The sequence below is a fragment of the Streptomyces sp. NPDC111802 genome (genome assembly GCF_055634335.1).
The window spans coordinates 1-25,644 of record NZ_JBVKCZ010000041.1 but is presented as its reverse complement, the minus strand read 5'-3'; the positions used below and the strand labels follow the sequence as shown (position 1 = coordinate 25,644).

The 25,644-nt window shown below is 71.1% G+C and carries 27 protein-coding genes and 1 pseudogene; 14 read left to right on the top strand and 14 right to left on the bottom strand.

Features of this window, described 5'->3' with window-relative positions; all coding sequences use genetic code 11:
* Positions 1-8 precede the first annotated feature (8 nt).
* From ACZ7NC_RS34770 to ACZ7NC_RS34760, 3 genes are all read left to right on the top strand, one after another.
* Positions 9-1,058 (top strand): family 2 encapsulin nanocompartment cargo protein terpene cyclase, encoded by a 1,050-nt coding sequence (locus ACZ7NC_RS34770; RefSeq protein WP_471494260.1) that lies wholly within the window; start codon positions 9-11, stop codon positions 1,056-1,058.
* A 50-nt stretch (positions 1,059-1,108) separates the two neighbouring features.
* Positions 1,109-1,987, top strand: a complete 879-nt coding sequence (locus ACZ7NC_RS34765) for a geranyl diphosphate 2-C-methyltransferase (protein WP_471494258.1) — start codon at positions 1,109-1,111, stop codon at positions 1,985-1,987.
* Between the two features lie 118 nt (positions 1,988-2,105).
* Complete coding sequence (locus ACZ7NC_RS34760) at positions 2,106-2,996, top strand: SGNH/GDSL hydrolase family protein (protein ID WP_471494256.1); 891 nt, start codon at positions 2,106-2,108, stop codon at positions 2,994-2,996.
* A 26-nt stretch (positions 2,997-3,022) separates the two neighbouring features.
* Here the strand turns inward: ACZ7NC_RS34760 and ACZ7NC_RS34755 are convergent, their stop codons facing one another.
* Entirely contained in the window at positions 3,023-3,505 is a 483-nt protein-coding gene (locus ACZ7NC_RS34755) for a VOC family protein (RefSeq protein WP_471494254.1), read from the bottom strand.
* A 124-nt stretch (positions 3,506-3,629) separates the two neighbouring features.
* Between ACZ7NC_RS34755 and ACZ7NC_RS34750 the strand changes: the two genes are divergently transcribed.
* The 3 genes from ACZ7NC_RS34750 (at position 3,630) to ACZ7NC_RS34740 (ending at position 6,176) form a co-directional block, all read left to right on the top strand.
* Positions 3,630-4,847, top strand: coding sequence for an epoxide hydrolase family protein (locus tag ACZ7NC_RS34750; protein ID WP_471494252.1), 1,218 nt, complete (start codon positions 3,630-3,632; stop codon positions 4,845-4,847).
* 86 nt (positions 4,848-4,933) lie between these two features.
* On the top strand, positions 4,934-5,572 hold the full coding sequence (locus tag ACZ7NC_RS34745; protein WP_471494250.1) for an ATP-dependent Clp protease proteolytic subunit: 639 nt from the start codon (positions 4,934-4,936) through the stop codon (positions 5,570-5,572).
* Position 5,573: 1 nt separating this feature from the next.
* Positions 5,574-6,176: a ClpP family protease gene (locus tag ACZ7NC_RS34740; RefSeq protein WP_471494247.1), complete on the top strand. Its 603-nt coding sequence runs from the start codon at positions 5,574-5,576 to the stop codon at positions 6,174-6,176.
* 15 nt (positions 6,177-6,191) lie between these two features.
* On the opposite strand, the gene ACZ7NC_RS34735 is transcribed toward ACZ7NC_RS34740, so the two are convergent.
* Entirely contained in the window at positions 6,192-6,650 is a 459-nt protein-coding gene (locus tag ACZ7NC_RS34735; protein ID WP_471494244.1) for a helix-turn-helix domain-containing protein, read from the bottom strand.
* Between the two features lie 234 nt (positions 6,651-6,884).
* Positions 6,885-7,340, bottom strand: a complete 456-nt coding sequence (locus ACZ7NC_RS34730; protein ID WP_471494242.1) for an ATP-binding protein — start codon at positions 7,338-7,340, stop codon at positions 6,885-6,887.
* 461 nt (positions 7,341-7,801) lie between these two features.
* Between ACZ7NC_RS34730 and ACZ7NC_RS34725 the strand changes: the two genes are divergently transcribed.
* The gene (locus ACZ7NC_RS34725; RefSeq protein ID WP_471494240.1) at positions 7,802-9,094 is read left to right on the top strand and encodes a streptophobe family protein; all 1,293 of its coding nucleotides are present in this window, start codon (positions 7,802-7,804) and stop codon (positions 9,092-9,094) included.
* A 381-nt stretch (positions 9,095-9,475) separates the two neighbouring features.
* Here the strand turns inward: ACZ7NC_RS34725 and ACZ7NC_RS34720 are convergent, their stop codons facing one another.
* A complete protein-coding gene (locus tag ACZ7NC_RS34720) occupies positions 9,476-9,886 on the bottom strand; it encodes a hypothetical protein (RefSeq protein WP_471494238.1) in 411 nt (136 codons plus the stop codon).
* A gap of 347 nt (positions 9,887-10,233) precedes the next feature.
* On the opposite strand from ACZ7NC_RS34720, the gene ACZ7NC_RS34715 reads away from it, so the two are divergent.
* Together ACZ7NC_RS34715 and ACZ7NC_RS34710 are read left to right on the top strand one after the other, a co-directional pair.
* Positions 10,234-10,617, top strand: coding sequence for a nuclear transport factor 2 family protein (locus ACZ7NC_RS34715; RefSeq protein WP_471494236.1), 384 nt, complete (start codon positions 10,234-10,236; stop codon positions 10,615-10,617).
* Between the two features lie 72 nt (positions 10,618-10,689).
* Positions 10,690-10,977: a DUF1905 domain-containing protein gene (locus ACZ7NC_RS34710; protein ID WP_471494234.1), complete on the top strand. Its 288-nt coding sequence runs from the start codon at positions 10,690-10,692 to the stop codon at positions 10,975-10,977.
* On the opposite strand, the gene mgrA is transcribed toward ACZ7NC_RS34710, so the two are convergent.
* Positions 10,967-11,959 (bottom strand): L-glyceraldehyde 3-phosphate reductase, encoded by a 993-nt coding sequence (gene mgrA, locus ACZ7NC_RS34705; protein WP_471494232.1) that lies wholly within the window; start codon positions 11,957-11,959, stop codon positions 10,967-10,969. The genes ACZ7NC_RS34710 and mgrA overlap by 11 nt on opposite strands.
* A gap of 137 nt (positions 11,960-12,096) precedes the next feature.
* Here mgrA and ACZ7NC_RS34700 point away from each other — a divergent pair, with 137 nt between their 5' ends.
* Positions 12,097-12,984 (top strand): LysR family transcriptional regulator, encoded by an 888-nt coding sequence (locus ACZ7NC_RS34700; RefSeq protein ID WP_471494230.1) that lies wholly within the window; start codon positions 12,097-12,099, stop codon positions 12,982-12,984.
* Between the two features lie 25 nt (positions 12,985-13,009).
* Positions 13,010-13,513 carry a mycothiol transferase gene (locus ACZ7NC_RS34695; protein ID WP_471494228.1) on the top strand — a complete coding sequence of 168 codons (504 nt, stop codon included), beginning with the start codon at positions 13,010-13,012 and terminating at the stop codon, positions 13,511-13,513.
* Positions 13,514-13,742: 229 nt separating this feature from the next.
* Here ACZ7NC_RS34695 and ACZ7NC_RS34690 read toward each other — a convergent pair whose 3' ends face one another.
* On the bottom strand, positions 13,743-14,813 hold the full coding sequence (locus tag ACZ7NC_RS34690; protein WP_471494227.1) for an adenosine deaminase: 1,071 nt from the start codon (positions 14,811-14,813) through the stop codon (positions 13,743-13,745).
* Between the two features lie 48 nt (positions 14,814-14,861).
* Positions 14,862-15,248 (bottom strand): VOC family protein, encoded by a 387-nt coding sequence (locus ACZ7NC_RS34685; RefSeq protein ID WP_471494225.1) that lies wholly within the window; start codon positions 15,246-15,248, stop codon positions 14,862-14,864.
* A gap of 134 nt (positions 15,249-15,382) precedes the next feature.
* On the opposite strand from ACZ7NC_RS34685, the gene ACZ7NC_RS34680 reads away from it, so the two are divergent.
* Together ACZ7NC_RS34680 and sph are read left to right on the top strand one after the other, a co-directional pair.
* Entirely contained in the window at positions 15,383-15,841 is a 459-nt protein-coding gene (locus ACZ7NC_RS34680; RefSeq protein WP_471494224.1) for a pyridoxamine 5'-phosphate oxidase family protein, read from the top strand.
* A 119-nt stretch (positions 15,842-15,960) separates the two neighbouring features.
* The gene (gene sph, locus ACZ7NC_RS34675; protein WP_471494222.1) at positions 15,961-16,947 is read left to right on the top strand and encodes a sphingomyelin phosphodiesterase; all 987 of its coding nucleotides are present in this window, start codon (positions 15,961-15,963) and stop codon (positions 16,945-16,947) included.
* A gap of 19 nt (positions 16,948-16,966) precedes the next feature.
* Here sph and ACZ7NC_RS34670 read toward each other — a convergent pair whose 3' ends face one another.
* The 7 genes from ACZ7NC_RS34670 to ACZ7NC_RS34640 form a co-directional block, all read right to left on the bottom strand.
* The gene (locus ACZ7NC_RS34670; RefSeq protein ID WP_471494220.1) at positions 16,967-17,872 is read right to left on the bottom strand and encodes an aldo/keto reductase; all 906 of its coding nucleotides are present in this window, start codon (positions 17,870-17,872) and stop codon (positions 16,967-16,969) included.
* Between the two features lie 37 nt (positions 17,873-17,909).
* Positions 17,910-18,620: a chitinase gene (locus tag ACZ7NC_RS34665; RefSeq protein ID WP_471494218.1), complete on the bottom strand. Its 711-nt coding sequence runs from the start codon at positions 18,618-18,620 to the stop codon at positions 17,910-17,912.
* Positions 18,621-18,844: 224 nt separating this feature from the next.
* On the bottom strand, positions 18,845-21,592 hold the full coding sequence (locus tag ACZ7NC_RS34660) for a fumarate reductase/succinate dehydrogenase flavoprotein subunit (protein ID WP_471494217.1): 2,748 nt from the start codon (positions 21,590-21,592) through the stop codon (positions 18,845-18,847).
* Positions 21,593-21,658: 66 nt separating this feature from the next.
* Positions 21,659-22,054: an ATP-binding cassette domain-containing protein gene (locus ACZ7NC_RS34655; RefSeq protein ID WP_471494372.1), complete on the bottom strand. Its 396-nt coding sequence runs from the start codon at positions 22,052-22,054 to the stop codon at positions 21,659-21,661.
* Complete coding sequence (locus ACZ7NC_RS34650) at positions 21,937-22,725, bottom strand: GntR family transcriptional regulator (protein ID WP_471494215.1); 789 nt, start codon at positions 22,723-22,725, stop codon at positions 21,937-21,939. Before ACZ7NC_RS34650 ends, ACZ7NC_RS34655 begins: the two co-directional genes overlap by 118 nt.
* Positions 22,726-22,868: 143 nt before the next feature.
* Positions 22,869-24,062 carry an RNA polymerase sigma factor gene (locus ACZ7NC_RS34645; protein WP_471494213.1) on the bottom strand — a complete coding sequence of 398 codons (1,194 nt, stop codon included), beginning with the start codon at positions 24,060-24,062 and terminating at the stop codon, positions 22,869-22,871.
* Complete coding sequence (locus tag ACZ7NC_RS34640; protein ID WP_471494211.1) at positions 24,062-24,415, bottom strand: YciI family protein; 354 nt, start codon at positions 24,413-24,415, stop codon at positions 24,062-24,064. The genes ACZ7NC_RS34645 and ACZ7NC_RS34640 overlap by 1 nt, the downstream gene beginning before the upstream one ends.
* 99 nt (positions 24,416-24,514) lie before the next feature.
* On the opposite strand from ACZ7NC_RS34640, the pseudogene ACZ7NC_RS34635 reads away from it, so the two are divergent.
* Positions 24,515-25,556, top strand: a pseudogene (locus tag ACZ7NC_RS34635) (acyl-CoA dehydrogenase family protein).
* Positions 25,557-25,644: the final 88 nt, after the last annotated feature.

Here is a 25,644-nt window from a genome sequence, read left to right as displayed (position 1 = left end):
AGCACCCGATGAGTACGACGGCCTCCTCGCCGTCCCTGCCCGGACCGCCGAACCTGGCCCGGACCCTCCGGACCCGGCGCGGCGGCGCGATCCCCGGGCTCAAGTACCGGCAGGTCGCCCCCGCCGACCCCGAGAAGGTCGCGGAGGTCGACCGCAGGCTGGAGGACTGGGCCCGCCGCCTCGACCTGTTCCCGCCGGCCTGGTCGGGGGACTTCTCGGGGTTCCAGTTCGGCCGGGCGGTAGTGCTCCAGCATCCGGCCGCGGCCGACCTGGAACGCCTGACGGTGGCCGGGGAGCTGCTGCTGGCCGAGAACATCGTCGACTCCTGCTACTGCGAGGAGGACGAGGGCAGGGGCGCTTCCCGCAGCGGGCTCGGCGGACGGCTGATCATGGCCCAGTCGGCGCTCGACCCGTTCCACGGCACCCCGGAGTTCCAGGAGCAGTGGGCGCACGGCGTCCAGGGGGACGGTCCGCTGCGCTCGTACCACTGGGCGCTCAAGGACTACTCCGTCGTCGCCACGCCCAGCCAGACCGACCGGCTGGTGCACGATCTGGCCCGGCTGCATCTGGGCTATCTCGCGGAGGCGGCCTGGAGCGAGACACGGTACGTCCCGCAAGTGTGGGAGTACCTGGTGATGCGGCAGTTCAACAACTTCCGTCCCTGTCTGTCGATCGTGGACGCCGTCGACGGCTACGAACTGCCCGAGGCGCTGTACGCCCGCCCCGAGGTCCAGCGCATCACGGCGCTCGCCTGCAACGCCACCACGATCGTCAACGACCTGTACTCCTTCACCAAGGAACTGGCCAGTGACCCGACCCATCTGAACCTGCCGCAGGTCATCGCCGCCAACGAGCGCTGCGGTCTGAAGGCCGCCTATCTGAAGGCCGTCGAGATCCACAACCGGATCATGGAGGCGTTCGAGGAGGAGTCGGCCCTGCTCGCTCCCACCTCACCGCTCGTCGAGCGCTACGCCCGCGGTCTGTCCGACTGGGTGGCCGGGAACCACGAGTGGCACGCCACCAACAGCCACCGCTATCACCTGCCCAACTACTGGTAGAGCGCGATCGAATGACAGAACGTCACAAGCACCAACGCGAGGAGTCACCGTTGACCATCGCCCCCGAAGCCGGCGCCGCCGCAGTGTCGCTGCCGGCCCAGTCCACGTACCAGACCCGCGTCGCGGACTACTGGAACGCCGAGGAGAACCCGGTCAACCTCGAACTCGGAAAGCTCGACGACCTGTACCACCACCACTACGGCATCGGGAACGCCGACCGCTCCGTGCTCGACGAGCCCGATCCCGAGCTGCGCCGTGAGCGCATCACCGCCGAACTGCACCGGCTGGAGCACGCCCAGGCCGAACTCCTCGCCGAGCGTCTCGGTCCCCTCTCCCCCACCGACCGGGTCTTCGACGCCGGCTGCGGGCGCGGCGGCGGCAGTGTGGTGGCGCATCTGCGCCACGGCTGCCACGCCGACGGGGTCACCATCTCCGAGAAGCAGGCCGAGTTCGCGAACGCGCAGGCGCGCAAGCGGGGCATCGACGACCGGGTGCGCTACCACCACCGCAACATGCTGGACACCGGGCTGGCCTCCGGGGCGTACGCCGCCTCCTGGAACAACGAGTCCACCATGTACGTCGAGTTGGACCTGCTGTTCGCCGAGCATGCCCGGCTGCTGCGCCGGGGCGGCCGCTATGTGGTGATCACCGGCTGCTACAACGACACCTACGGGCGTGCCTCGCGGGAGGTGTCGCTCATCAACGCCCACTACATCTGCGACATCCATCCGCGTTCGGAGTACTTCCGCGCCATGGCCCGCAACCGGCTCGTCCCGGTCCATGTGGAGGACCTGACCGAGGCGACCATCCCCTACTGGGAGTTGCGCCGCGAGGCCGATCACCTGGTGACGGGCATCGAGGACACGTTCCTGAACGCCTACCGCAACGGCAGCTTCCAGTATCTGCTGATCGCGGCGGACCGCGTCTGAGCGACCGTCAGGCACACGTCGGCCGCGGGTGTTCCGTGGCCGACGCGTGTCTTCCCCCTTGCGCCCGGCCGTGCTTGCCTGGGGAGCCGTTTTCGGTGTCCGGGGCAGGAGTCGCCGTATGCGCAAGCCGTGGATCGTGGGGGTGCTGCTGGCCGCCGTGCTGCTCGGCGCGTGCGGCGATCCGGCGTCGGGGCCTCAGGCCGCGCCGCCTCCGGAAGTGCCCCGCGCCTCCGTCACCACGCAACAGCAGGCGCCCGCCTCGCGCAGTCCCCGGCCCGCGACGGCACCCACCGTGCTGTATCTCGGCGACTCGCTCGCGATGGAGGCCCAGAACGTGCTCGGGCAGGAGCTGCGCCGCGAGCTGCGGGCGACGTTCACGAGCGCCCCGTACTCGGGCACGACCCTGTGCGACTACGTGGAGGGCACGGGCAAGCGGTCCCTCGTCCCGGACGCGGAGAAGGCGGCAACCCTCGTGCGCAGACTGCGCCCCGACTTCGTGGTACTCCAGTTCTGGGGCAACGCGTGGGGTTACACGCCGTGCATGGACGGGATCACCCATGACGCCTCTCCGGAGCGGTACTTCGCGCGGTACGCGGCCGACCTCAAGCGGCTCTCCGACCAGATCGCCGGCGCCGGCGACGCGCGGATCGTCTGGGTGCTCCAGGGCCCGGACCCGATCACTCCCGACCGGGTCCGACGCGTCAACGACCTGTACGAGGAGCGGGCCGCCGCCTCCGGCGACCTGGTCGCCGACGCGGGCAGGGCGGTGAGCGGGGCGGGGGCCCGCTATGCCTGGGTCCAGTACCTGCCGTGCACGGCGTACGAGCACGCGCACACCGAGTACTGCACCCAGCCGGGCCGCGACCGGACGGCCCTCCACCGCGACGACGACTACCTGCACTTCTGTCTCGCGCCGACCACCTCCACGCCCAAGCCGTGCCCGGTCCGCTCCCCCGGCATCCAGCGGATCGCCCTGGAGATCACCCGGGTGATCCGCGAGAACCCGTAAGACGGGGCTGACGGGGCTGACGGGGCTCACTCCCCGGCGTACGCCTTCTCCAGGGCCGCGATGTCGAACTTGTGCATCGCCATGAACGCCTTGGTCACGCGGGCGGCCTTCGCCGGGTCGGGGTCGGTCACCATCTCGTCGAGGCGGTCCGGGACGACCTGCCAGGACACGCCGTACCTGTCCTTGAGCCAGCCGCACGGGCCGGGCTCGCCGCCGTTCTCGGTGAGCTTGGCCCAGTAGTGGTCGATCTCCTCCTGGTTCTCGCAGAAGATCATGAAGGAGGTCGCCTCGGTGAACTTGAACTGGGGCCCACCGTTCAGAGCGAGGAACTTCTGGCCGTTGGCCGTGAACTCGACGGTCATCACGCTGCCGGCGGGCTGCATCGCACCCTCGGGGTAGCGCGCGACCTTGCCGACGCTGGAGTTCTTGAAGACGGAGACATAGAAGTGGGCGGCTTCCTCCGCCTGGCCGTCGAACCAGAGACACGTGGTGAAACCTTCGCTTGCCATGACTACCTCCTGGAGCGTGGATCCGCTGTCATCGGTGTCGACCGATCCTCGCCCCGGAACTCATCGGTCGCAGCGCCGAATAATCCAGGTGGCCGTTACACCGGTCGGAACTAGCATCGCGGTCATGACGTCCTCGCCCGCCGACAGCGGCATCCACCCCTTCCGCATCGACATCCCGCAGAGCGACCTCGACGACCTGCACGGCCGGCTCGACCGGATCAGGTGGCCCGACGAGCTGCCCGGGGTGGGATGGGCGTACGGCGTACCGTCGGACTACCTGCGCGAGCTGGTGCGCTACTGGCGGCACGAGTACGACTGGCGGGCGGCGGAGGCACGGCTGAACGAGTGGCCGCAGTTCACTACCGAGATCGACGGCGCGCATGTGCATTTCGCGCACATCCGCTCCCCCGAGCCCGACGCCACGCCATTGATCGTCACGCACGGCTGGCCGGGGTCGATCGTCGAATTCCTGGACATCGTCGGTCCGCTGACGGACCCCGCCGCACACGGCGGCGATCCCGCCGACGCCTTCCATGTGGTGCTGCCGAGCATTCCCGGTTTCGGGTTCTCCGGGCCCACCCGGGAGACCGGCTGGGAGGCACGCCGGATCGCCGACGCGTGGGTCGAGCTGATGACGCGCCTCGGCTACGAGCGGTTCGGCGCCCAGGGCGGCGACTGGGGTGCGGCCATCTCGCGCGAGCTGGGCCGCGTCCACCCCGACCGGGTGATCGGCATCCACCTCAACCTGCTGCCCGGCGCGCAGGCGGCCACCGAGCCGACCCCCGCGGAACTTCAGGCGCTGAGCCCCGCGGAGCGTGAGCGGACGCTCACCTCCTGGCGCAGGTGGGCGGCATGGTTCCGGGACGGGACGGGCTACTTCCACGTGCAGTCCACCCGGCCGCAGACCCTGTCGTACGCGCTCACGGACTCGCCGGTCGGCCAACTCGCCTGGATCGTCGAGAAGTTCCAGGAGTGGACGGACTCCGAGCGACTGCCCGAGGAGGCCGTCGACCGGGACCTGATGCTCACGAACGTGATGCTGTACTGGCTGACGGGCACGGCGGGTTCGTCCGCCCGGGTCTACTACGAGCGCGCCCACGCCAAGGGTGACCGGGTCGCCGCCCCGCACGAGCCCTCGACGGCCCCGACCGCGGTGGCCTCCTTCCCCGGCGATCCGCAGATCCCCCTGCGCCACAAGGCGGGGCGGACGGAGAACATCGTGCGCTGGACGGAGCTCGACCGAGGCGGCCACTTCGCGGCGATGGAGGAGCCGGACCTGCTGGTGGGCGACGTGCGGGCGTTCTTCCGGCAACTGCGCGAGAAGGGCTCTGCCGTCAGCTGATCTGCCACGGGCAGAGAATCCGGCGTTCGGCCTCGTCCGAGGTCAACAGTGGAGTCGACGGCATCCCACCACCAAGAGGAGACCCGATGACTCCACTCGCCGCGCTCGCGCCCCGCGCCGAGGAGGGCGACGCGCCGCCGACCCGCTTCGACGACCATCTCGCCGCCCAACTGCTCGGCCAGCGCATCGTGTTGCTGGGCACCGAGGTCACCGAGGCCTCCGCCAACCGGGTCTGCGCCCAGCTGCTCCTGCTGTCGGCGGAGGACCCGCGCACCGACATCAGCCTGTACATCAACAGCCCGGGGGGCTCGGTGCACGCGGGGCTGGCCATCTACGACACGATGCGGCTGATCCCGAACGACGTCGCCACCCTCGCCATGGGATTCGCGGCCAGCATGGGCCAGTTCCTGCTGAGTGTCGGCACCGCGGGCAAACGGTACACGCTGCCGAACGCGCGGATCATGATGCACCAGCCGTCGGCGGGCATCGGCGGCACCACCGCGGACATCGAGATCCAAGCGGAGAACCTGGAGTTCACGAAGAAGACCATCGAGCGGATCACCGCCGAGCACACCGGCCAGAGCCCGGAGACCATCTCCCGGGACGGTGACCGCGATCGCTGGTTCACGGCCGAGGAGGCCACGGAGTACGGCCTGGTGGACCGGGTCGTGGAGTCCCTCGCGGACGTCCGCCCGGCCGCCTCGAAGCGACGGATGGGGCTCTGACATGGGCAACTACACGATTCCGTACGTCGTCGAGCGGACCGCGCACGGGGAGCGCTCCTCCGACGTGTTCAGCCGGCTGCTGTCGGAGCGGATCATCTTCCTCGGCACCGAGATCGACGACGGCGTGGCCAATGTCGTCATCGCGCAGCTTCTCCATCTGGAGTCCTCGGCTCCGGAGAACGAGATCGCGATCTACATCAACTCCCCCGGCGGATCGTTCACTTCGCTTATGGCGATCTACGACACGATGACGTACGTGCAGGCGCCGATCTCCACGTTCTGTGTGGGGCAGGCGGCGTCGACGGCCGCCGTGCTGCTGGCGGGCGGGGATCCGGGGCGGCGGTTCGTGCTGGAGCACGCGCGCGTGCTGCTCGGTCAGCCCGCCACGGGCGGCAGCCGGGGCATGGTGTCCGATCTCGCCCTGCAGGCCAAGGAGATGGTCCGGATCCGCTCGCAGGTCGAGGAGGTGCTGGCCCGGCACACACACCACGACATCGCGACCCTGCGCGCCGACATGGACCGCGACAAGGTGTTCACCGCCGAGGAGGCCGTGGCGTACGGCCTGGCCGACGAGGTGGTGAGCCGGCGCCTCGTGCGGGTCTGAGGCGCCGGCACGACCTCATGCCGCCAGGCACAGCCCGTCGTACGACGAACCCGCCCTGCCGCGGCTGCCGCTCGGCACCCGGCGGCTGGTGACCCGGACGAGCTCGCCCTGCGCCAGCGACAGCAGGTCGCCGAGTCCGAGCCCGAGGGCGTGGGCGGCGGCCGCGAGAACCTCCGAGGAGGCCTCCTTGCGGCCGCGTTCCACCTCCGAGAGATACGGCATGGAGATCCGCGCCGCGTCGGCCACGTCCTTGAGTGTGCGCTCCTGGGCGAGGCGTTCGCGGCGCAGGACGTCGCCGATCAGGTCGCGCCAGAGGGGTTCCTTGGGCGCGGCGGCGGGAGCGGGGGCCTGTGGTGCGGCGGTGGCAGGGCGTGCGGACGGGGGGCGGGTCGTTCCCGGGCGGGCGGCCGACGGGTGGCCGGCCGGCGGGCGCAGGGGAATGACGCGGGCTTCGTTCGGCGCTTGTTCGCTCACCTTCTCAGCCTAGGAGCGCCGGGCCTGAGGGGAAGGCATAGGCATTCCGCCCTGGGGGAAATCGCGGCCGTTGCCCTTCCCGGCCGTCGATCCGTCATGGGGCTCAGCAGTGCACGCAGCGCGAGCGGTTCGTCGAACGTCAGGCGTTGGTCGCTCAGACAGCCGACGGGCGTCGCGAGTTCGCCGCGCGGACGGTCGGCATCCGGACCGCCACGGGATTTCCGGCCGCGGCCGTCACTCGTCGGCCAGCCGCATCACGGCCCGCACCCGCTTGCCGACCGGTACACGCTCGACGGCGACCTCCGCCGCGAGCGCGTGCACGATCTCCAGGCCGTGCCGGCCGACCCGCTCCGGATCCTTGGGATAGCGGCGGGGCAGGGCGGAGCTGCTGTCGTACACGCAGACCGTCACCGCGTCGTCCGTGCCCTCCAGGTCCAGGATGTACGGGCCGTTGCTGTGCCGGTCCGCGTTGGTCACCAGTTCGCTGACCACCAGGAGCACCTTGTCCTGGGCGGGCTCGCCGATCGTGGCGCACCACTCGGTCCTGAGCCGGCCCAGGAACAGCGCGGCGAAGGACCGCGCCTCGGCGATGCATCCCGGTTCACCGCTGTAGTGCGCTGCCCGCCTCAGTGGTTCCACGGGAACGTCGAAACCAGTAGGAATCACTGCCCCGTCCGCGTGCTCGATCATGCGTTTCTCTCTCGGAAGCCGGCACTGGCCGGATGCTGCTGCACCAGTCCTGTTACCCAGAGCCGCGCAGTGCAGTCACAGTGCAGGTGGCGCTGTACGTCACAGCGGCGACGACCGGGGTGCGGAGTCGGTGGGGCCGCGTGTGACGTGGTGGCCGTGTCCTCGTCCGGGGCGGCGGGGCGGGCCTCCCGGGTGACTCGGGCAGCAGCGGGGCCAGGGTGAGCGGGCGCGGGTAGGCGGGGACGGCGGAGGCCTCGACGCGGGCGACCGGCATGAGCGCCTCGTTCTCGATGCCGAAGATCGCTCTCGGCGGGCCGCCGCCATCGCTGGACGGGCGGCGAAGGCGGGGTGGAGGGCGGTTGGGAGGGACCCGGCATGGGGGGGCTTCTTCCCGACGCGGGACTCGTGCAGACGGCCCTCCCGGCGGGCGCGGCGCGAGGGTGCTGCTTAGCGTGGGCAGGGTGAGCGCGCCGCCCCCGTCCCGTCCGGCCTTGGCCGCCCATGGCTGGGTGCGGGCCGTCGCGGTGGTACTGGCCGGGGTGGTCGCGATGGGGGTGGTCGCCTCGCTCGGGCTGTGGGCGGCCGGGGCGGCGGACCTCCCGGACGGAGCGTTCCCTCGGGTCGCCGCGGCGACCGTGGTCACGGCCGTCGGCGGCACGGTCGAGCTCTCGGGGAGCGCCGGAGGGCTGGCCGAGTCCGATGCCGGGCTGACCGTGATACCGCTCTCCGTCACGCTCACCGGCGCTCTCGTGCTGGCCGCCGGTTTCCTGTGGCCGCTGCGGCACCGGGCCGTCGCCGGCGTCGGGGAGCTGGCGGGGTGGGCCGGGAGGATCGCCGTACTGTGGCTGACCGCGGTGCTGGCGCTGGCCTTCTCCGCCCGCCAGACCTTCTCCCTCTCCCTCGGCGACCTCGGGCAGGACGCGCTGGGCGACCTCGGCGACCTGTTCGGCATCTCACCAGAGGTCAGCTTCACCACGGACGTCCCGGCGACCCTGTTCTTCGGACTGCTGTGGCTGGCGGGCGTGCTGGTGCTGGCCCTGCTGGTCTCGCGCCGGGCCCCGTTGCCGGGGCGGCTGCTGCGCTTCCAGGAGTCGGTACGGCCGGCCGCGTACGCCATGGTGGTGCTGTTGCTCGCTTACGTCGGGCTGGGAGTCGTCATCGGCCTGGTCGTCGCGGCGACGCGGGGACAAGCGGCCGAGACCTTCGCGGTGATCCTGCTCGGGCTGCCGAACCTGGTGTGGCTCGCCCTGACGATCGGGCTCGGCGCGACCTGGAACGGCAGGGTGGACGGGCCGTTCGGGCTGCCCATGCCACATGTGCTCGACGAAGTGCTGCGCGGCAAGGACATGGCCGAACTGAATCTGGGCACGCTCGCCGAGCACGACGGGCGGGTGTGGTGGCTGGTCGGCGTCGACGCGGTGCTGCTGCTGGCCGCCGCGTTCGTGATGGCGAGGCGCTCGCCGGCCCGGATGCGGGCCTGGCAGCATGCCGTGCACATGGCGTTGGCATTGGCGCTCACGGTGCTGATGATCTGCCTCGTCGGCCGGATCTCCGCGCACTACGGCCTGTCGGTCCTCGGCATCGGCGACCTGGGCGGGGATCTGGGCGGCGAGCTGTTCCTGCGGCCCGAGGTGTGGACGGCCCTCGGACTGGCGCTGCTGTGGGGGCTGGTCACCGGCTTCCTCGGCGGGCTGCTGGCACGGCGGGTACGGCACCGGGGCGAGGTGGTGGCGCCGTCCGCCGCGGGCCGCTGAGGGGGTGCGGTTCACCGGCGGAAGACCCCCTCGGCCCAGCGGGGCGGCGGCTGCGGCGCGTTCCTCGCGGACTCCTACGGTGCGTCCCGCGATACCTCCCTCGCGGACGCCTTCCGCAGTGCTGCGACCTCCGGGTCGACCTCCGTCGGCGGACGGGCGGGGCGGGTCCGGGCGCGCCTCGGTCAGGGGCGGCGGCGCGTCGTACTGGTGGGCCCACAGAAGCGCGATGTCCTCGTCGCGACGGAACGGCGGACGGCCGGACGGCCAGTTCGGCCAGACGTTCGTCGTCGGCCGGCTTACCGGAGATCTGCTCGGAGGCCACGTAGTCGAGGGTGTACAGGACGCCGTCCGTCTCGCCCGCCTCGAAGACCGGCACGGGGCTCAGGCGACCGGTACGACCAGTGCCGGGATGGTCCGCTGCATGCGCAACGCGTCCACCGACTCGGCGAGCAGTTCGTACTCGGTGGTCTCGTCGCTCACGGCGATGCGCACCAGCCGTCCGGCCGCCAACTCGTCGGCGACCAGCTCCTGCTGGCCGACGTCACCGCACCATGTGCGCAGTACGGCGGGGACGTCGGGCACGGTGTCGGCGACCGGAACGAGCGCCCTCGGGGGGAAGTGCTCGGCCTCCGGTCGCGGATCTAATCGCTCGGCGATCCACGACGCCCGGTCCCGCAACCACCACAGGGCGAGGGCCAGGGTGGGTGCCCGGTAGGTCCCGAGGGGTACTCCGATGCGCCGCCCGCCGCAGACGCCGTACGCGGTGACATGGCAAAGGAACTCGTCGTGCACGTAGCCTCCCCCGTGGTGCCGTGTTCGCCTGTCGGCGGACCTCGCTTTCCGTGCGGCTCATGAGCGGTGCGTGAGGGAGCCGTCGCCCCATGTGAGGCACCCTCGTAGTTGAGTATGTTCACTACTGAAACACTGTCACCATGACTTTCCGGCCACTCTCCTGGCATATTCACAGGAATCGTTGGCCGAAATAAGGCGAGTACACGTCAATGGCGTGGTCGGCGGGCATTACCTCGGGCGTAATCGAGCTTTCGGGCGCGGGCGGGCATCGTTGCGGTACCGGGTCGCCGCGAGACGGGATCCGGATCCGCAGCAGCAGTTACGACCTCGATGGAGGCTGATCGCCCATGCCCGCGAACACCGATCGCTACGAGAGCGCCGTCGCCCGCTACTTCGAGGCCTGGAATTCCCGCGAACCGGAAAGCCTGGCGAAGGCGGTCGCCGCCGCCTGGGCCGAGAACGGCACCTACACCGACCCGCTCGCGGACGTCGGCGGTCATGCGCAGATCGCGGCGGTGATAGCGGCCGCCCATGAGCAGTTCCCGGGATTCGCCTTCCGGCTCACCGGCACCGCGGACGGTCATCACGACACGGCGCGCTTCTCCTGGGAGCTGGTGAACGAGGTCGACGGCTCGGCGCCGGTGGCCGGGTCCGACGTGATCACGCTGGACGGCGAGGGACGGATCACGGCCGTCCTCGGCTTCCTGGACCGGGTGCCCGCCGAAGCGTGAGCGATGAGTTCCGCGCCTCGCGGCGGTCTGTGCCAGTGAAAGCCGGAGAGACCGCCGCGAACGGAGAACATCATGACCACGAGCGCGCACGTGGACGCGGAATTCACCGCCGTCCTGCGCAAGAGCCCGAGCAAGGGCGGCTGGACCTATGTCGTATGGCCGGAGTCCGTCGACTTCTTCGGCACCCGCGGACTGGTCAAGATCCGCGGGACGATCGACGGACATCCGTTCCGGAGTTCGTTCATGGCCCTCGGAGACGGCACCCACAAGCTCCCCGTCAAGGCCGATGTGCGCAAGGCCATCGGGAAGCAGGAGGGCGACTCCGTGACCGTTCACCTGGTCGAGCGGCTCAGCCCTTGATCACCGCGTCGATCCGGGCAAGCTCCTCCGCCTCGAAGTCCAGGTTGCCGGCCGCGGCGACGCTGTCCTCGATCTGCCGGGCGCTGCTCGCGCCGACCAGCGCGGAGGTCACCCGGCCGCCGCGCAGGACCCACGCCAGGGCCAGCTGGGCCAGCGTCTGCCCGCGGGACTTGGCGATGTCGTCGAGGGCGCGCAGCCTGCCGACCAGGTCCTCGGTGACCGCGTCTGAGTTCAGGAACGGGCTGTCGCTCGCGGCCCGCGAGTCCTCCGGGATGCCGTTGAGGTAGCGGCCGGTCAGCAGGCCCTGCTCCAGCGGGGAGAAGACGATGGAGCCGACCTGGAGTTCGTCCAGGGCGTCGAGCAGGCCCTCGTCCTCGGGGCGACGGTCGAGCATCGAGTAGCGCGGCTGGTGGATGAGCAGCGGGGTGCCCAGCTCGCCCAGGATGCGGGCGGCCTCACGGGTCTGCTCGGCCGAGTAGTTGGAGACTCCGACGTACAGCGCCTTGCCCTGCTGCACCGCCGAGTGCAGGGCGCCCATCGTCTCCTCCAGCGGAGTGTCCGGGTCGGGGCGGTGCGAGTAGAAGATGTCGACGTAGTCCAGGCCCATCCGCGTCAGGCTCTGGTCGAGCGAGGACAGCAGGTACTTGCGCGAGCCCCACTCGCCGTACGGGCCGGGCCACATCAGATAGCCGGCCTTGGTGGAGATGATCAGCTCGTCGCGGTACGGCGCGAAGTCCGACTTCAGGGCCTCGCCGAACGCCGACTCGGCGGCGCCGGGCGGCGGGCCGTAGTTGTTGGCCAGGTCGAAGTGGGTGACGCCGAGGTCGAAGGCGCGGCGCAGGATGGCCCGCTGGGTCTCGACCGGGCGGTCCGGACCGAAGTTGTGCCACAGTCCGAGGGACAGCGCGGGGAGCTTGAGGCCGCTGCGTCCGGTGCGCCGGTAGGGCATGTCCGCGTAGCGGTCGGGGTGTGCGGTGTACAACGCGACTCCAGAGGGGTTGGCACACGAAGGAAGGCTCCGCAGAGCCGGCATTCCAGTCGCCGTCCATGCTGTCGCGACCTGCGGGCAGTGGTCCAACAGGTAAATCAGATGGGATTCAGCGGCTACGCTGCTCAATCATGGAACTGCGCCATCTCCAGCACTTCGTGGCGGTCGCCGAGGACCAGCACTTCACCCGGGCGGCCGAGCGCCTGCTCGTGTCCCAGTCGGGCCTGTCGGCCTCGATCCGGGCACTGGAGCGGGAGTTGCAGACCCCGCTGTTCGTGCGCACGACCCGCAGGGTGACGCTCACTCCGGCGGGCCGGGCCCTGCTGTGCGAGGCGGAGCGGATCCTGGCGCAGGTGCGGGCCGCCCATGAGGCGGTGGCCGCGGTGCAGGGCGTGCTGCGCGGGATGCTGGCGCTCGGGTCGGAGCAGTGCATCGCCGGGGTGCATGTGGCGGGGCTGCTGGCGGCCTTCCGGCGGGAGCATCCCGACGTGGAGATCTGTCTGCGGCAGGCCGGTTCGGGCGCGCTGGCGGACGAGGTCGCGGCCGGGCGCCTCGATCTGGCCTTCGCCGTGCGGACCGCGCAGGAGGACACCGACCAGTTGCGCGTCGTACCGCTGACCAGCGAGCCGATGACCGTGCTGTGCCATCCGAGTCACCGGCTCGCGACCGCCGGGGCCGCGGTCACCCCGGAGGAGCTGGGCGGGGAGGTCTTCGTCGACTTCCACCCGGACTGGGGCCCGCGCCGGGCGACCGACGCGGTGTTCGCCGCCGCGGGCGTACGGCGGACGGTGTCCCTTGAGGTCAACGACGTGCACAGTCTGCTCGACCTGGTGGACGAGAACCTCGGCATCGCCGTCGTACCGCGCCACTTCCGGCACAAGCGGCCGGCCCTGACCGCGCTGCCGGTGAAGGGCACCGGCGAGACGGTCTACGAGACGGTCGCCCTGCTGCCGCCGGCTCAGGCCACGAGCCCGGCGGCCCGGGCGCTCATGGCTCTGCTGGAAACCGAAGGCGCCTGACGGACGGGTGCGCGATGGTGGAACCATGCATGCCAAGGACATCCTCATCGACGGTTTCAACCGCATCCAGGAAGAAGTCCACGCCGCCGTCGAGGGCCTCGACCCCGACGCCCTGCACGCCCGCCCGTCCGCCGACGCCAACTCCATCGCCTGGCTCGTCTGGCATCTCACCCGGGTCCAGGACGATCACATCGCCGATGCCTTCGAGCTCGACCAGGTGTGGCTGACCGATGGCTGGCAGAAGACCTTCGGGCTCGACCTGCCGCGCCACGACACCGGCTACGGCCATACCCCGGCGAAGGTCGCCAAGGTGCGGGTCGACTCCGGTGAGCTGCTGACCGGCTATTACGACGCCGTGCACGCCCGGACGCTGGGGGCGCTGCGCGAGGTGGCCGCCAAGGATCTGGAGCGCATCGTGGACGAACGCTGGGATCCGCCGGTCACGCTCGGCGTACGGCTGGTCAGCGTCCTGTCCGACGATCTCCAGCACATCGGACAGGCCGCCTATGTCCGCGGGCTGGTCTCCTAGGCCGTGTCCGCAAAGTCCCGCCTGCCCCACGACGCCTGGCACGCTCCCCCACTGCCTTAAGGGCGTGGGAGGTGCCCCCACTCGCCGCACCGGGCAAAGCCCCGAGTACATCCAGTACAAGGGGCTCCGCCCGGCACGCCGAGAGCACGCACCAGACGCCGCGGGGCCCGCCCTCCGGGCGGACGACGGGACTTTGCGGACACGACCTAGCACCGGCCCGCGAGCCGCTTCACAGCTCGGCCGCGTAGCCCGGCAGCACGACGTCCTCGATCAGGGCCTTGCGCTCGTCGAACGGGATGAACGCGCTCTTCAGGGCGTTCACCGTGACCGTGCGCAGGTCCTCGACCGTCCAGCCGGCCTCCTCGACCAGCAGGGACATCTCGCGCGTGATCGTCGTCCCCGACACCAGACGGTTGTCGGTGTTGAGGGTAACGCGGAAGCCGAGGTCCTTCAGCGCAGTGATCGGGTGCTCGGCTATGGCTGTGGCGGCGCCGGTCTGGAGGTTGGAGGTCGGGCACATCTCCAGCGCGATACGCCGGTCGCGCACCCAGCCGGCCAGGCGGCCGAGCTTGCCGTCCACGATGTCGTCGGTGATGCGCACGCCGTGGCCTATGCGCTGGGCGCCGCAGATCTGGAGGGCCTGGTGGATGCTGGACAGGCCGTCGGCCTCGCCGGCGTGGATGGTGAACGGCACATTCTCGCGACGCAGGTGCTCGAAGGCGTCGAGATGGTCGGCGGCGGGGAAGCCTGCCTCGGCACCGGCGATGTCGAAGCCGACGACACCGGCGTCCCGGAAGGCGACGGCCAGGTCGGCGGCCTCGCGCACCCGGTCGAACATCCGCATGCCGCACAGCAGGGTGCCGACGCGCACCGGGGTGCCGGCGGCCGCGGCCTTCGCCATGCCGGCCGCGAGGCCCTCCTGGACGGTCTCGACGACCTCGGCCAGGGTCAGCCCGCCGTTGGTGTTCAGCTCGGGTGCGTAGCGCACCTCCCCGTAGACGACACCGTCGGCGGCCAGGTCGAGGACGTACTCCTCGGCGGTGCGCAGCAGGCCCTCGCGGCTCTGCATCACGGCGAGGGTGTGCTCGAAGGTGGCGATGTAGCGGACCAGGTCGCCGGAGTTCGCGGCGTCGAAGTACCAGGCGGCGAGCTCGTCCGGGTCGGTGGTGGGCAGGGTGTGGCCGACCGCTTCCGCGAGCTCCACCACGGTGGCGGGGCGCAGGCCGCCGTCGAGATGGTCGTGCAGGACGGCCTTGGGAAGGCGGCGGATCACTTCGGCGTCTACGCGCGTAGCGGTCATGGCGTGGTCTTTTCTCGATCGGAGCGGTTCGAAGGGGCGGGAGGCGGCTCAGCCGGTCGGCTGCAGCAGGTCCCAGCGGTTGCCGTACAGATCCTGGAAGACGGCGACCGAGCCGTACGGCTCGTGCCGGGGCTCCTCCAGGAAGGTCACGCCCGCGGCGAGCATCCGGGCGTGGTCGCGGGCGAAGTCGTCGGTGTGCAGGAAGAACCCGACGCGCCCACCGGTCTGGTCACCGACCCGGGCACGCTGGTCCTCGCCCTTGGCGCGGGCCAGCAGCAGTGCGGTGCCCTGGTCGCCGGACTGGACGACGACCCAGCGGGAGCCGTCCGGGCGCGCGGTGTCCTCGACGAGCCGGAAGCCGAGGGCCTCCGTGTAGAAGCGGATCGCCTCGTCGTAGTCGTCGACGACGAGGGTGACCAGGGCAATGCGGCTCATCGGGACCTTCCGGGGCAGTCGGTTGACGGGAGAGGTTATACGTAAAACGTCGACGGCGCCAGTCATGACCGGGACCACGGTCCTACGTCTGCCGCCCGAGGTGCGACGGGCGGTCGGCGACTAGCGTTCCGGGCATGACGATCATGGAGACGCCGCGCAGCCCCGAGCGCCGCAAGCGGGACGTTCTGGACCGGCTGGAGCGGGAGACGGACATCTGGGTGGCCTCGGCGGACGCCGACGGAGTGCCGTGCCTGGTCGCGCTGTGGTTCGTCTGGGACGGCGAGGCGCTCTGGATGGCCACGCGCCCGGGCAACCCCACGGGCCGCAACCTCCGGACCGGCCGCCGGACGCGGCTGGCCTTCGGCGACACCCGCGACGTCGTCCTCATCGACGGCGACGTGGACGTCCACGACTGCGAGGAGGTGCCGGTCCGGGCGGCCGAGGCGTTCCACGCGAAGACGGGCTGGGATCCACGCGTTGACTCCGCCGGGTATGCCTTCTACCGGGTACGTCCGCGCTCGGTGCAGGCATGGCATGAGGAGCGCGAACTGCCGCAACGGCATCTAATGCGAAGCGGAACGTGGCTTGTCTGAACAAGTTTCCTGCGTACGTCCCTTCGCCATCCATTTCCCGCACAGGTGTTACCTAGGAGTAATCCCTGATGATTTGATGTGCGGCGCCACTCAACCCCCTTCGATCACAGGGAGATCCAGTGACGCTCATCGCACAACGCCGTGCACAGGGCTCGTTCGTGCTCGCGCTCTCGCTCGCCACCGCCGGTCTCGTGGGCGCGGCGCCCGAGGCGTCGGCCGCCGAGCAGACGCCGCCGCTCAAGGTGCTGTCGTACAACGTCTTCCTGTTCAGCCAGAGCCTGTACCCGAACTGGGGCCAGGACCACCGGGCCGCCGAGATAGCCAAGGCTCCCTTCACACAGGGCAACGACATCGTCGTGTTCCAGGAGGCGTTCGACAACTCCTCCTCGGACGCGCTGAAGAGCTCCCTCGCGGGCCGCTACCCGTACCAGACCCCGGTGGTCGGGCGCAGCAAGAGCGGCTGGGACGCCACGGGCGGCGCGTACTCGGCGACCACGCCCGAGGACGGCGGGGTCACGATCCTCAGCAAGTGGCCGATAGTGCGCAAGGAGCAGTGGGTCTACAAGGACGCCTGCGGGGCGGACTGGTGGTCCAACAAGGGCTTCGCGTACGTCGTGCTGAACGTGAACGGCACCAAGGTGCACGTCGTCGGGACGCACGCGCAGTCGACGGATCCGGGCTGTGCCGCCGGCGAGGCCGCCGCGATGCGCAGCCGGCAGTTCAGGACGATCGACGCGTTCCTGGACGCCAAGAACATCCCGGCGAACGAGCAGGTGCTGCTCGCCGGTGACCTGAACGTCGACTCGCGCACCTCCGAGTACGCCTCGATGCTCGCCGACGGCGGGCTGGTGGGGGCAGACGCGCGCACCGGACACCCGTACTCCTTCGACACACAGGAGAACTCCATCGCCCGGGACCGCTACCCCGACGACCCGCGCGAGGACCTGGACTACGTCCTGCACCGCGCGGGTCACGCCCGTCCGGCGGTCTGGAAGAACGAGGTCGTCAAGGAGCAGAGCGCGCCCTGGACGGTGTCGAGCTGGGGCACGGACTACACGTACACGAACCTGTCCGACCACTACCCGCTGACCGGGTACGCGGGCTGAGCACCCCGCAAGGCCCGGCTCAACCGGCGTGCTCGCGCACCCCGTTGAGCCGGGCCAGCTCGTCCGGGGTCAGGCGCAGGGCCCCCGCGGCCACGTTCTCGGCCAGGTGGTCCGGGTTGCCGGTGCCGGGGATGGCCAGGACATGCGGACCTTGGTGCAGGGTCCAGGCGATACGCACCTGGGCGGGGCTAGCGTCGTGCGCCCGCGCCACCGCGAGCACCTCGTCGTCGTGGGCCGCGGTCGCGCCCCGCTCCCCCACCTCTCCGGCGACGGCGTAGAACGGCACGAAGGCGATGCCCTGCTCACCGCACAGGCGCAGGAGTTCGTCGGCCTCGGGGTCGGGCCGGTCGAGCGCGTACCGGTTCTGCACGCACACCACCGGCGCGATGGCCCGCGCCTCGGCGAGATGCCGTGGCTCCACGGCGGAGATGCCGAGGTGCCGGATCAGGCCGGCCTCCCGCAGCTCGGCCAGCGCGCCGAAGTGCTCGGCGATGGAGTCCTGCCCCATCCGGCGCAGATAGACGAGGTCCAGGTGGTCTCGGCCGAGCTGGCGCAGGTTCTCCTCGACATGGCCGCGCAGTTGGTCGGGGCGGGCGGAGGTGCCCCAGTCGCCGCCTTGGTCGCGGTAGGGGCCCACCTTGGTGGCGATGACCAGGCCGTCGGGGTACGGCGCCAGCGCGGTGTTGATCAGTTCGTTCGCGGAGCGCAGGGCCGAGAAGTAGAAGGCGGCCGTGTCGATGTGATCGACGCCGAGCTCGACCGCCTTGCGCAGTACGGCGATCGAGCGTCCCCGGTCGCTCGGCGTTCCGTGGTGGAACGCGGCGCTGCCCGTGAGCCGCATCGCGCCGAAGCCGACGCGGCTCACGGGCAGGTCGCCGAGTCTCCAGGTGCCCGCGGCGTCCGCGGTGATCGTTTCGGAGGTCATCGGCGGAGTCTCGCACACGCCACGGGCACGCGGCGCCTCAGCAGTAGAGGTTGCCGCCGGGCGAGACGCCGAGGATGGAGGTGAACCGGTTGTAGGCGTCGACGCGGCTCTGCACCTGCGCCGGGTTCTTGCCGTCGCACTCCAGGGAGCCGTTGATGGAGCGGATGGTCTGGCCGAAGCCGGCCTGGTTGACCATGGCGTTGTGCGGGGTCATGGTGCCGGGGCCGGTCTGTGTGTTCCAGTACCACAGGCCGGTCTTCCAGGCGACGGCCGACTCGTTCTGCACCCGCCAGGGGTTGTTGAGCAGATCGATACCGAGCGCGTCACCGGCGGCCTTGTAGTTGAAGTTCCACGACAGCTGGATGGGGCCGCGGCCGTAGTAGGCCGCCTGGCCCGCCGGGCAGCCGTAGGGCTGGCTCCAGTCACAGTAGTGGGGGTAGTTGGCGGTGTTCTGCTCGACGATGTGGACGAGTCCGCCGGTCTCGTGGTTGACGTTGGCGAGGAAGGCGGCGGCCTCCTGCTTCTTCACCGTGTCGCTGCCGGTGTTGGCGAAGCCCGGGTAGGCACTCAGCGCGGCGGTCAGACCGCTGTACGTGTAGAACGAATTCCGGTTCGGGAACATCTGGTTGAACTGCGCCTCGCTGACGACGAACCCGGCGGCGGAGGCGCTCGGGGCCGGCTGGAGGAGGAGGGCGGCGCTGCCCAGGGCGAGCGAGGAGACAAGTGCGGCTGTACGGCGCCTCGACACAGGATCAACTCCTTTGCGGAGCACGGCCGCACCCCTACAAGGGCAGGGCGAAGCAGAGCCTTGTGCGCACGCGCCGACCGTGTCGGCCACGGCGTGGGGGCGGCCGTGGTGGGGGGTGTGGGGACACACTCAACCGCTTTGGTCTGTACCAGTCAAGGGTATAGACCAGACAAGGTATAGACCAAGCAACGGGGCTTGTTCCTCCGGCAGTCGGGGCGGTCCGGTCAGCGCGCCGCCCGCCCCGCGTACGCACGGACGTCCGCGTCGGGGTCGTCGACGGCTGTGGCCAGTGCGGTACGGGCTTCCTCGTGGGCGGAATGCCGTAGCAGGGCGAGTACCGCGGCCTTGCGCACATCGGCGTCCGCGTCGCCCAGCAGTCCGGCGAGAGCGGGAACGCCGTCTTCCGGTGCCGCTCCGCCGAGGGCCTTCGCGGCACCGGCGCGGACCTGCCAGGCCGGGTCGGTGAGGGCCGCCGTCACGGTGCCGAGGAGTGCGTCCGGGACGCCGAGGACACCGAACGCCTCCAGGGCCGCGGCGCGTACGAGGGCGTCGGGATCGTGGAGCAGGCGGTGCAGAGCGGCGCCTCCCCCGTCTCGCGGGGCCAGCGCGGCGAACCCGCGCGCCACCGCGACCCGTACCTCTCGAGCGACGTCACCGGCCGCCCCGGACAGGTCCTCGACCGCGTCCACCGACACCAGGGCGCGTACGGCGGCCAGGCGCACGTCGAGGTCCGGGTCGGCCAGGCGCTCGGTGAACAGCGCCGCGTTCCCGAGGCGCAGGGCGCGCAGCACGTCCAGGGCCGCCGCGCGGACCGTCGGATCGGGTGCCGTCAGGGCGGAGACCAGCGGGGCGCGCAACTCCGGCTCCGCGGGCAGGACTTCGGCGAGCTCGCGCAGCGAGGAGGCGGCCGCGGCCCGCACCTGCCCGTCGCTGTCGTGCAGGGAGTGGGCCAGCGCGGGGCCCGCTCCGGGTGGCGCCGTCTCGGTCAGCGCCGCCACCGCGCCGAGCCGCACGGCGGGGTCCGAGTCCTTCAAGTAGGGCTCCAGGGCCTGCAGATCGGGTTCCTCCTCCGTGAGTGCGACGAGTTCGAGGAGCCGTTCCCGAGCGGATTCCGACGAGGTCGCGTGGGTCGTGCCCGTGGGCGGACGGGCGTCGTCCGGAGCCTCGTCGGACGCTGCCGGGGGTACCTGCGCACGTCCCGCCGTCGCGGTCGGCAGGGGACGCACCTCGCCCAGGTGGCGGGACGGGCCGCCGGTGGGGGTGAACTCGGGCACGGGGACGAGGTACGGGTCGACGGGGCGCGCCGTGAACTCCATCGCCCCGGTGGGGCCCTTGCGCAGGTCGAGGTGGTGCAGCCAGTCCGTGTCGTCCCGCTGCGGATGGTCCAGGCGCTCGTGGTAGAGGCCCCACCGCGACTCGGTACGGGCGAGGGAGGACCTCGCCGCCATCTCCGCGCAGTCGCGGATGAACGACACCTCGGCGCAGCGCATCAGTTCGTGCGGTGTGCTCGCCCCCATGCCCGCGATCTCGTCCCGCATCCGCTCGAAGTGCTCCAGCGCGAGGGAGAGCCGGGCGCCGCTCTTGGGCGGGGCGACGTAGTCGTTGACGAAACGGCGCAGCTTGTACTCGACCTGGGGCTGGGGCGGGCCCGCCGGATTGCGCAGCGGCCGGTAGATCAGCTCGTGGGCCTCGGCCAGCTGCTCGCGCGGCAACTCGCCCTCGTACGCGGTGTACCGGGCGGCGTCCTCGCCCGCCAGATCGCCGTACACGAACGCGCCGATCATGTAGTTGTGCGGTACGCAGGCCAGGTCACCGGCAGCGTACAGACGCGGCACGGTGGTGCGGGCGTGGTCGTCGACGCGTACTCCGGAGGCGGAGTGGCCGCCGCACAGGCCGATCTCGGAGATGTGCATCTCCACGTCGTGCGTGCGGTAGTCGTGGCCGCGTCCGGCGTGGAAGGTGCCGCGGGTGGGGCGCTCGGTGGAGTGCAGGATCGACTCCAGCGCCGAGACCGACTCCTCCGGCAGATGGCTGAGCTTGAGGTAGACGGGGCCCCGGTCGGAGGCTACCTCGGCGGCGAACTCCGCCATCATCTGCCCGGACCAGTAGTCGGAGTCGACGAACCGCTGCCCGTGCCGGTTGACCTGGTAGCCACCGAAGGGGTTGGCGACATAGGCGCAGGCCGGGCCGTTGTAGTCCTTGATGAGCGGATTGATCTGGAAGCACTCGATACCGGTGAGCTCGGCGCCCGCGTGATACGCCATCGCATAGCCGTCGCCCGCGTTGGTCGGGTTCTCGTACGTGCCGTACAGATAGCCGCTCGCGGGCAGCCCCAGGCGCCCGCAGGCGCCGGTCGCGAGGATCACGGCGCCCGCCCGCACGGTCACGAAGGCGCCGGTGCGGGTGTGGAAGGCGGCGGCGCCGACCGCCCTGCCGTCGGCGGTCAGGACCCGCACCGGCATCAGCCGGTTCTCGATCCGGATCCGCTCACGGTTCTCCCGCCTGCGCAGCTGCCGGTAGAGGACCTTCTTGACGTCCTTGCCCTCGGGCATCGGCAGCACGTACGAGCCGGAGCGGTGCACCTGGCGGACCGCGTACTCGCCGTGTTCGTCCTTCTCGAACTTCACCCCGTACGACTCCAGCCGCCGCACCATCTCGAAGCCCCGGGTGGCGGTCTGACGGACCGTCGACTGGTCGACGACGCCGTCGTTGGCGCGGGTGATCTCGGCGACGTAGTCGTCCGGTTCGGCGCGGCCGGGGATGACGGCGTTGTTGACTCCGTCCATGCCCATGGCCAGTGCTCCGGAGTGCCGTACATGAGCCTTCTCCAGCAGCAGCACGGACGCGCCGCGCCCGGCGGCGGTCAGCGCGGCCATGGTGCCGGCGGTGCCGCCGCCGATCACGAGGACGTCGCAGCTCAGCTCCTCGGCCGAGTCGAGGGCGGGGATCTCCGTCAGGGGCGCGGGGGTCATGGCGGGGTGCCTTTCATGACGTACGGGGGCGGCCGGGGGCCTCAGGGTGTCGGGGCCGAGGGACTCTCAGGCCGTACGGGGGCCCAGGGAGTCGAGGATGTCGCGGCGCAGGGCCACGGTCGCGGGGTCGTCGCGAGCCCCGCGGTCACGGGGCCGGGGCACCGGCCGGACCCCGGTGAGGCCGCCCTCGCCGAGCAGCGCGACCCGGTCGCCGAGGAACAGGGCCTCGTCCACGTCGTGGGTGACGAAGACGACGGTGGCACCGGTCCCGTGCAGGGCCTCCACCAGCAACTGCTGCATGCCGGCCCGGGTCTGGGCGTCCAGGGCACCGAACGGCTCGTCCATCAGCACGGCGCGCGGCTGTCCGGCGAGGGCGCGGGCGAGCTGGACGCGCTGGCGCTGCCCACCGGAGAGCCGGTGCGGCAACTGCCCTTCCCGGCCCGCCAGTCCGACCCGATCCAGCCACTCGTGCGCCCTGGCCCGGTGCCGCGCGGTGCCTGGAGCACGGTGGCGGAGTGCGCGTCGGCGTTGACGGCCTCCAGGGTGATCTCCGCGTGTCCGAGCGGTTGCCCGGTGATCTGCTCCAGCAACCGGAAGACGTCGGTGTTCTCCAGGTCGGCGCCGATGAGCTCGCCGCCGATGTCCAGGGGCAGATAGGTGAGGTCGAGCGAGAGCGGCAGCCCGTTCAGCTTGCGGAGCCGCTCGATGTAGAGCACGTCGGTGCCGGTGGGCAGCCGCAGTCGTTCGGCCACGGGTGCGGGCGCGGCGACGGGGCCCAGGGTGCGTACCTCGTTGGTGACCCGGCCGTGTTCCCGCAGGGTTTCCGCGAGTCCCATCAGCCGGTCGAGGCCGTGCGAGTACTTCTCGGCGACGACGACGGTGCCGACGCCGGGCAGCCGCTCGACGAGCTGCTCGGCGCGCAGCAGGTCCAGTGCGTGCCGGACGGTGTTGCGCGACACCTGGTAGTCGGCGGCGAGCACGTCCTCGTGGGGCAGCGCGCCGCTGGGAAACCCTCCGGTCAGGACCAGGTGCCGCAGCAGGTCCGCGAGCTGCCGCGCCCGGTCCGCCCGCAGCCGTCGGCGGCGTGCGGCGGCGAGCGGAGCGGTGTGCTCGCGGGTTCGTTCGGCTGGCATGCGCTGACCATACCGACGGTGTCGTCCCCATGGTGTTACCGCGTCATTGCGCCACCTGAGTGCCCTTCACCTGCTCGCTGACCTGCGATTTCTTCGGCACAGGAGACACTTTCGCCACCATCGCCGCGGCACGGGCGCGACGCTCACGCACGGACGAGTTCCCGGCGCCGCCGTTCGAGGTACGCGCGCTCGGCCGGGTTCCGCGAGAGCTCGATGGCGTTCTCGTAGGCGCGCACGGCCTCGGTGCCACGGCCGAGGCGGCGCAGCAGGTCCGCGCGGACCGCGTGGAAGACGTGGTAGCCGTCGAGATCCAGTGCGTCCACGAGGTCGAGGGCCGGGGCCGGACCCTCCGTCTCGGCCACGGCGACCGCCCGGTTCAGGGCCACGACCGGGCTCGGTGCCACGGCCATGAGGTGGTCGTAGAGCTGTCGGATCTGTCCCCAGTCCGTGTCCCGCGGGGTCGGTGCGTCGCTGTGCACGGCCTGGATCGCGGCCTGGAGCTGATACGGCCCCGGCGTGCCCCGGCGCAGGCAGCGGCGGACGAGCGACTGGCCCTCGGCGATCAGGTCACGGTCCCAGCGCTCGCGGTCCTGTTCCGGCAGCGGCACGAGCATGCCGTGCTCGTCCTGCCGGGCGGGCCGGCGGGACTCGACGAGGAGCATGAGCGCGAGCAGCCCGGTGACCTCGGGCTCGTCCGGCATGAGTTCGGCCAGGAGCCGGCCGAGACGTACGGCCTCCGCACCCAGGCCCGGCTCACCCTCGTACCCCTGGTTGAAGATCAGGTAGACGACGGCCAGCACCCCGGTGAGCCGGTCCGGCAGATCGGCGTCACGAGGAACGCGGTACGGGATGCCGGCGTTGCGGATCTTCGCCTTGGCCCGCACCAGGCGCTGGGCCATGGTCGGTTCGGGCACCAGGAAGGACCGCGCGATCTGTGCGGTGGTCAGCCCGCCGAGCAGGCGCAGGGTGAGCGCGACCCGCGCCTGGACGGCGAGGGCCGGGTGGCAGCAGGTGAAGACGAGCCGGAGCCGTTCGTCGCGCACGGGGCCCTCCTCGCGCGGTGCGTCGGGGGCGTGCAACAGGGCCGCCTGGGCGTGGCGTTCGTCCCGGCCGGCCTCGCGGCGCAGCCGGTCGACGGCACGGTTACGGGCGGTGGTGATGATCCAGCCGGCCGGGCTCGGCGGCACACCGGACTCGGGCCAGCGCCGCAGGGCGGTGGTGAAGGCGTCCTGGACCGCCTCCTCGGCGAGGTCGATGTCGCCGAGGAAGCGGACGAGGACGGCGACCGCGCGGCCGTACTCCGCGCGGAAGACGGCCTCGACGTCCAGGGCCGTCATCAGCCCTCGGCCTCGCCCATGAACGGCCGCACCTCGATCGGCAGGGTGGTCGCCAGGGCCAGCTTTCGCCCCCATTCCAGGGCCGCGTCCAGGTCGGGCGCCTTGATGAGGCTGATGCCGCCGAGCATCTCCTTGCCCTCGGCGTACGGCCCGTCGGTGACCAGGACGTCGCCGTCGCGGGGCCGCAGCACGGTGGAGGACTCCGGGCCGTGCAGTCCGCCGGCGAACACCCAGGCGCCGGCCTCCCGCAGTTCCCGGTTGAGTGCGTCGAGGTTCTTCTCGATCTCGCCGAGGACGTCCGGGGCGGGCGGTTCCCCGACGGGCTGCATCACATTGAGCAGGTAGTACTTCATGACGGTCTCCTCGGGCGTCGTCGTGTTCTCTCACCTCCTACACGAACGACACACCCCGCAATCGACACCCCGCACGGGGGCCCCGGAAGAATTTCGTCCATGACCATCACGGACCATCCCCTCGTCGCCCGCGCCCACCATCTCGCGCACGATCTGCTCGCCCCGCTGGCCGAACGGGTCGATCAGGAGGGCGTGCCCACCAGCCACATCGAGGCGATCAGGGGCTCGGGGCTGCTCGGGGTGAGCGCGCCGGAGTCGTACGGCGGATGGGCGGCCCCCGCGGCGGTGGCCCGGCGCACGGCGGAGATCCTGGCCGGGGCCTGCTGCTCGACCTGGTTCGTGCAGACGCAGCACCACACACCCGTCGCCACGCTGACCCGGTGCGAGGGCCCGGTGCGGGAACGGCTGCTGGGTCCGCTGGCACGCGGCGAACTGCTGTCGGGAGTGGCGTACGCGCATCTGCGTTCGTATCCGCGCACACCCGTGCGCGTCGCCCGTGGGCGCGACGGGTGTGGTTCGACGGGACGGTGCCCTGGTACACCGGCTGGGGGCTGAACGACGTGATGCTGCTCGCCGGTGTCACGGACGGCGGCGAGGTGGTGTTCGCCTTCACCGAGGCCCGGGAGCAGCCGGGGCTGCGTGCCTCGGAGCCGATGCGTCTCGCGGCGCTCTCCGCTTCTCGCACGGTGTCGCTGGAGCTGGACGGACTGTGGCTGCCGGAGGAAGCCGTCGCGCTGCGCAAGCCCTACGGGGAGTGGGCCGCCACGGACCGTGCGAAGACGGTCGACGCCTCCCCGGCCGTGTTCGGGATCACCGAGGCGGCCCTCGCCCCGCTGGCCCCGGGGAGACCGCGGAGCCCCTGCGCTCCCGCCTGGACGAGATCCGCGGCAGAGCCTATGAGTTGGCCGACCTTCCCCTGACGAGCGAGCGGATGGCGGAGCGCCTGACGCTGCGCATCCGGGCGGCCGAGCTGATGCGTACGGCCACCACCGCCGGGGTGGTGGCCGGCGGCGGCCGGTCGCTGTCACTGACCGGCACGGCGCAACACCTGGCGCGGGAAGCCCTGTTCCTGCTGGTGCAGGGCCAGACCGCTCAGTCGCGCGCGGCCCATCTGGACCTGCTGGTGACCCAGGCGTCCTAGTACTGCAACGGTGCTTGTTCTGATTGCTGGGCAGTTTCAGGGACTGTGTCCGCGTCGTTTGTAGTGGCTGATGCGGGCTTGGTGCTGG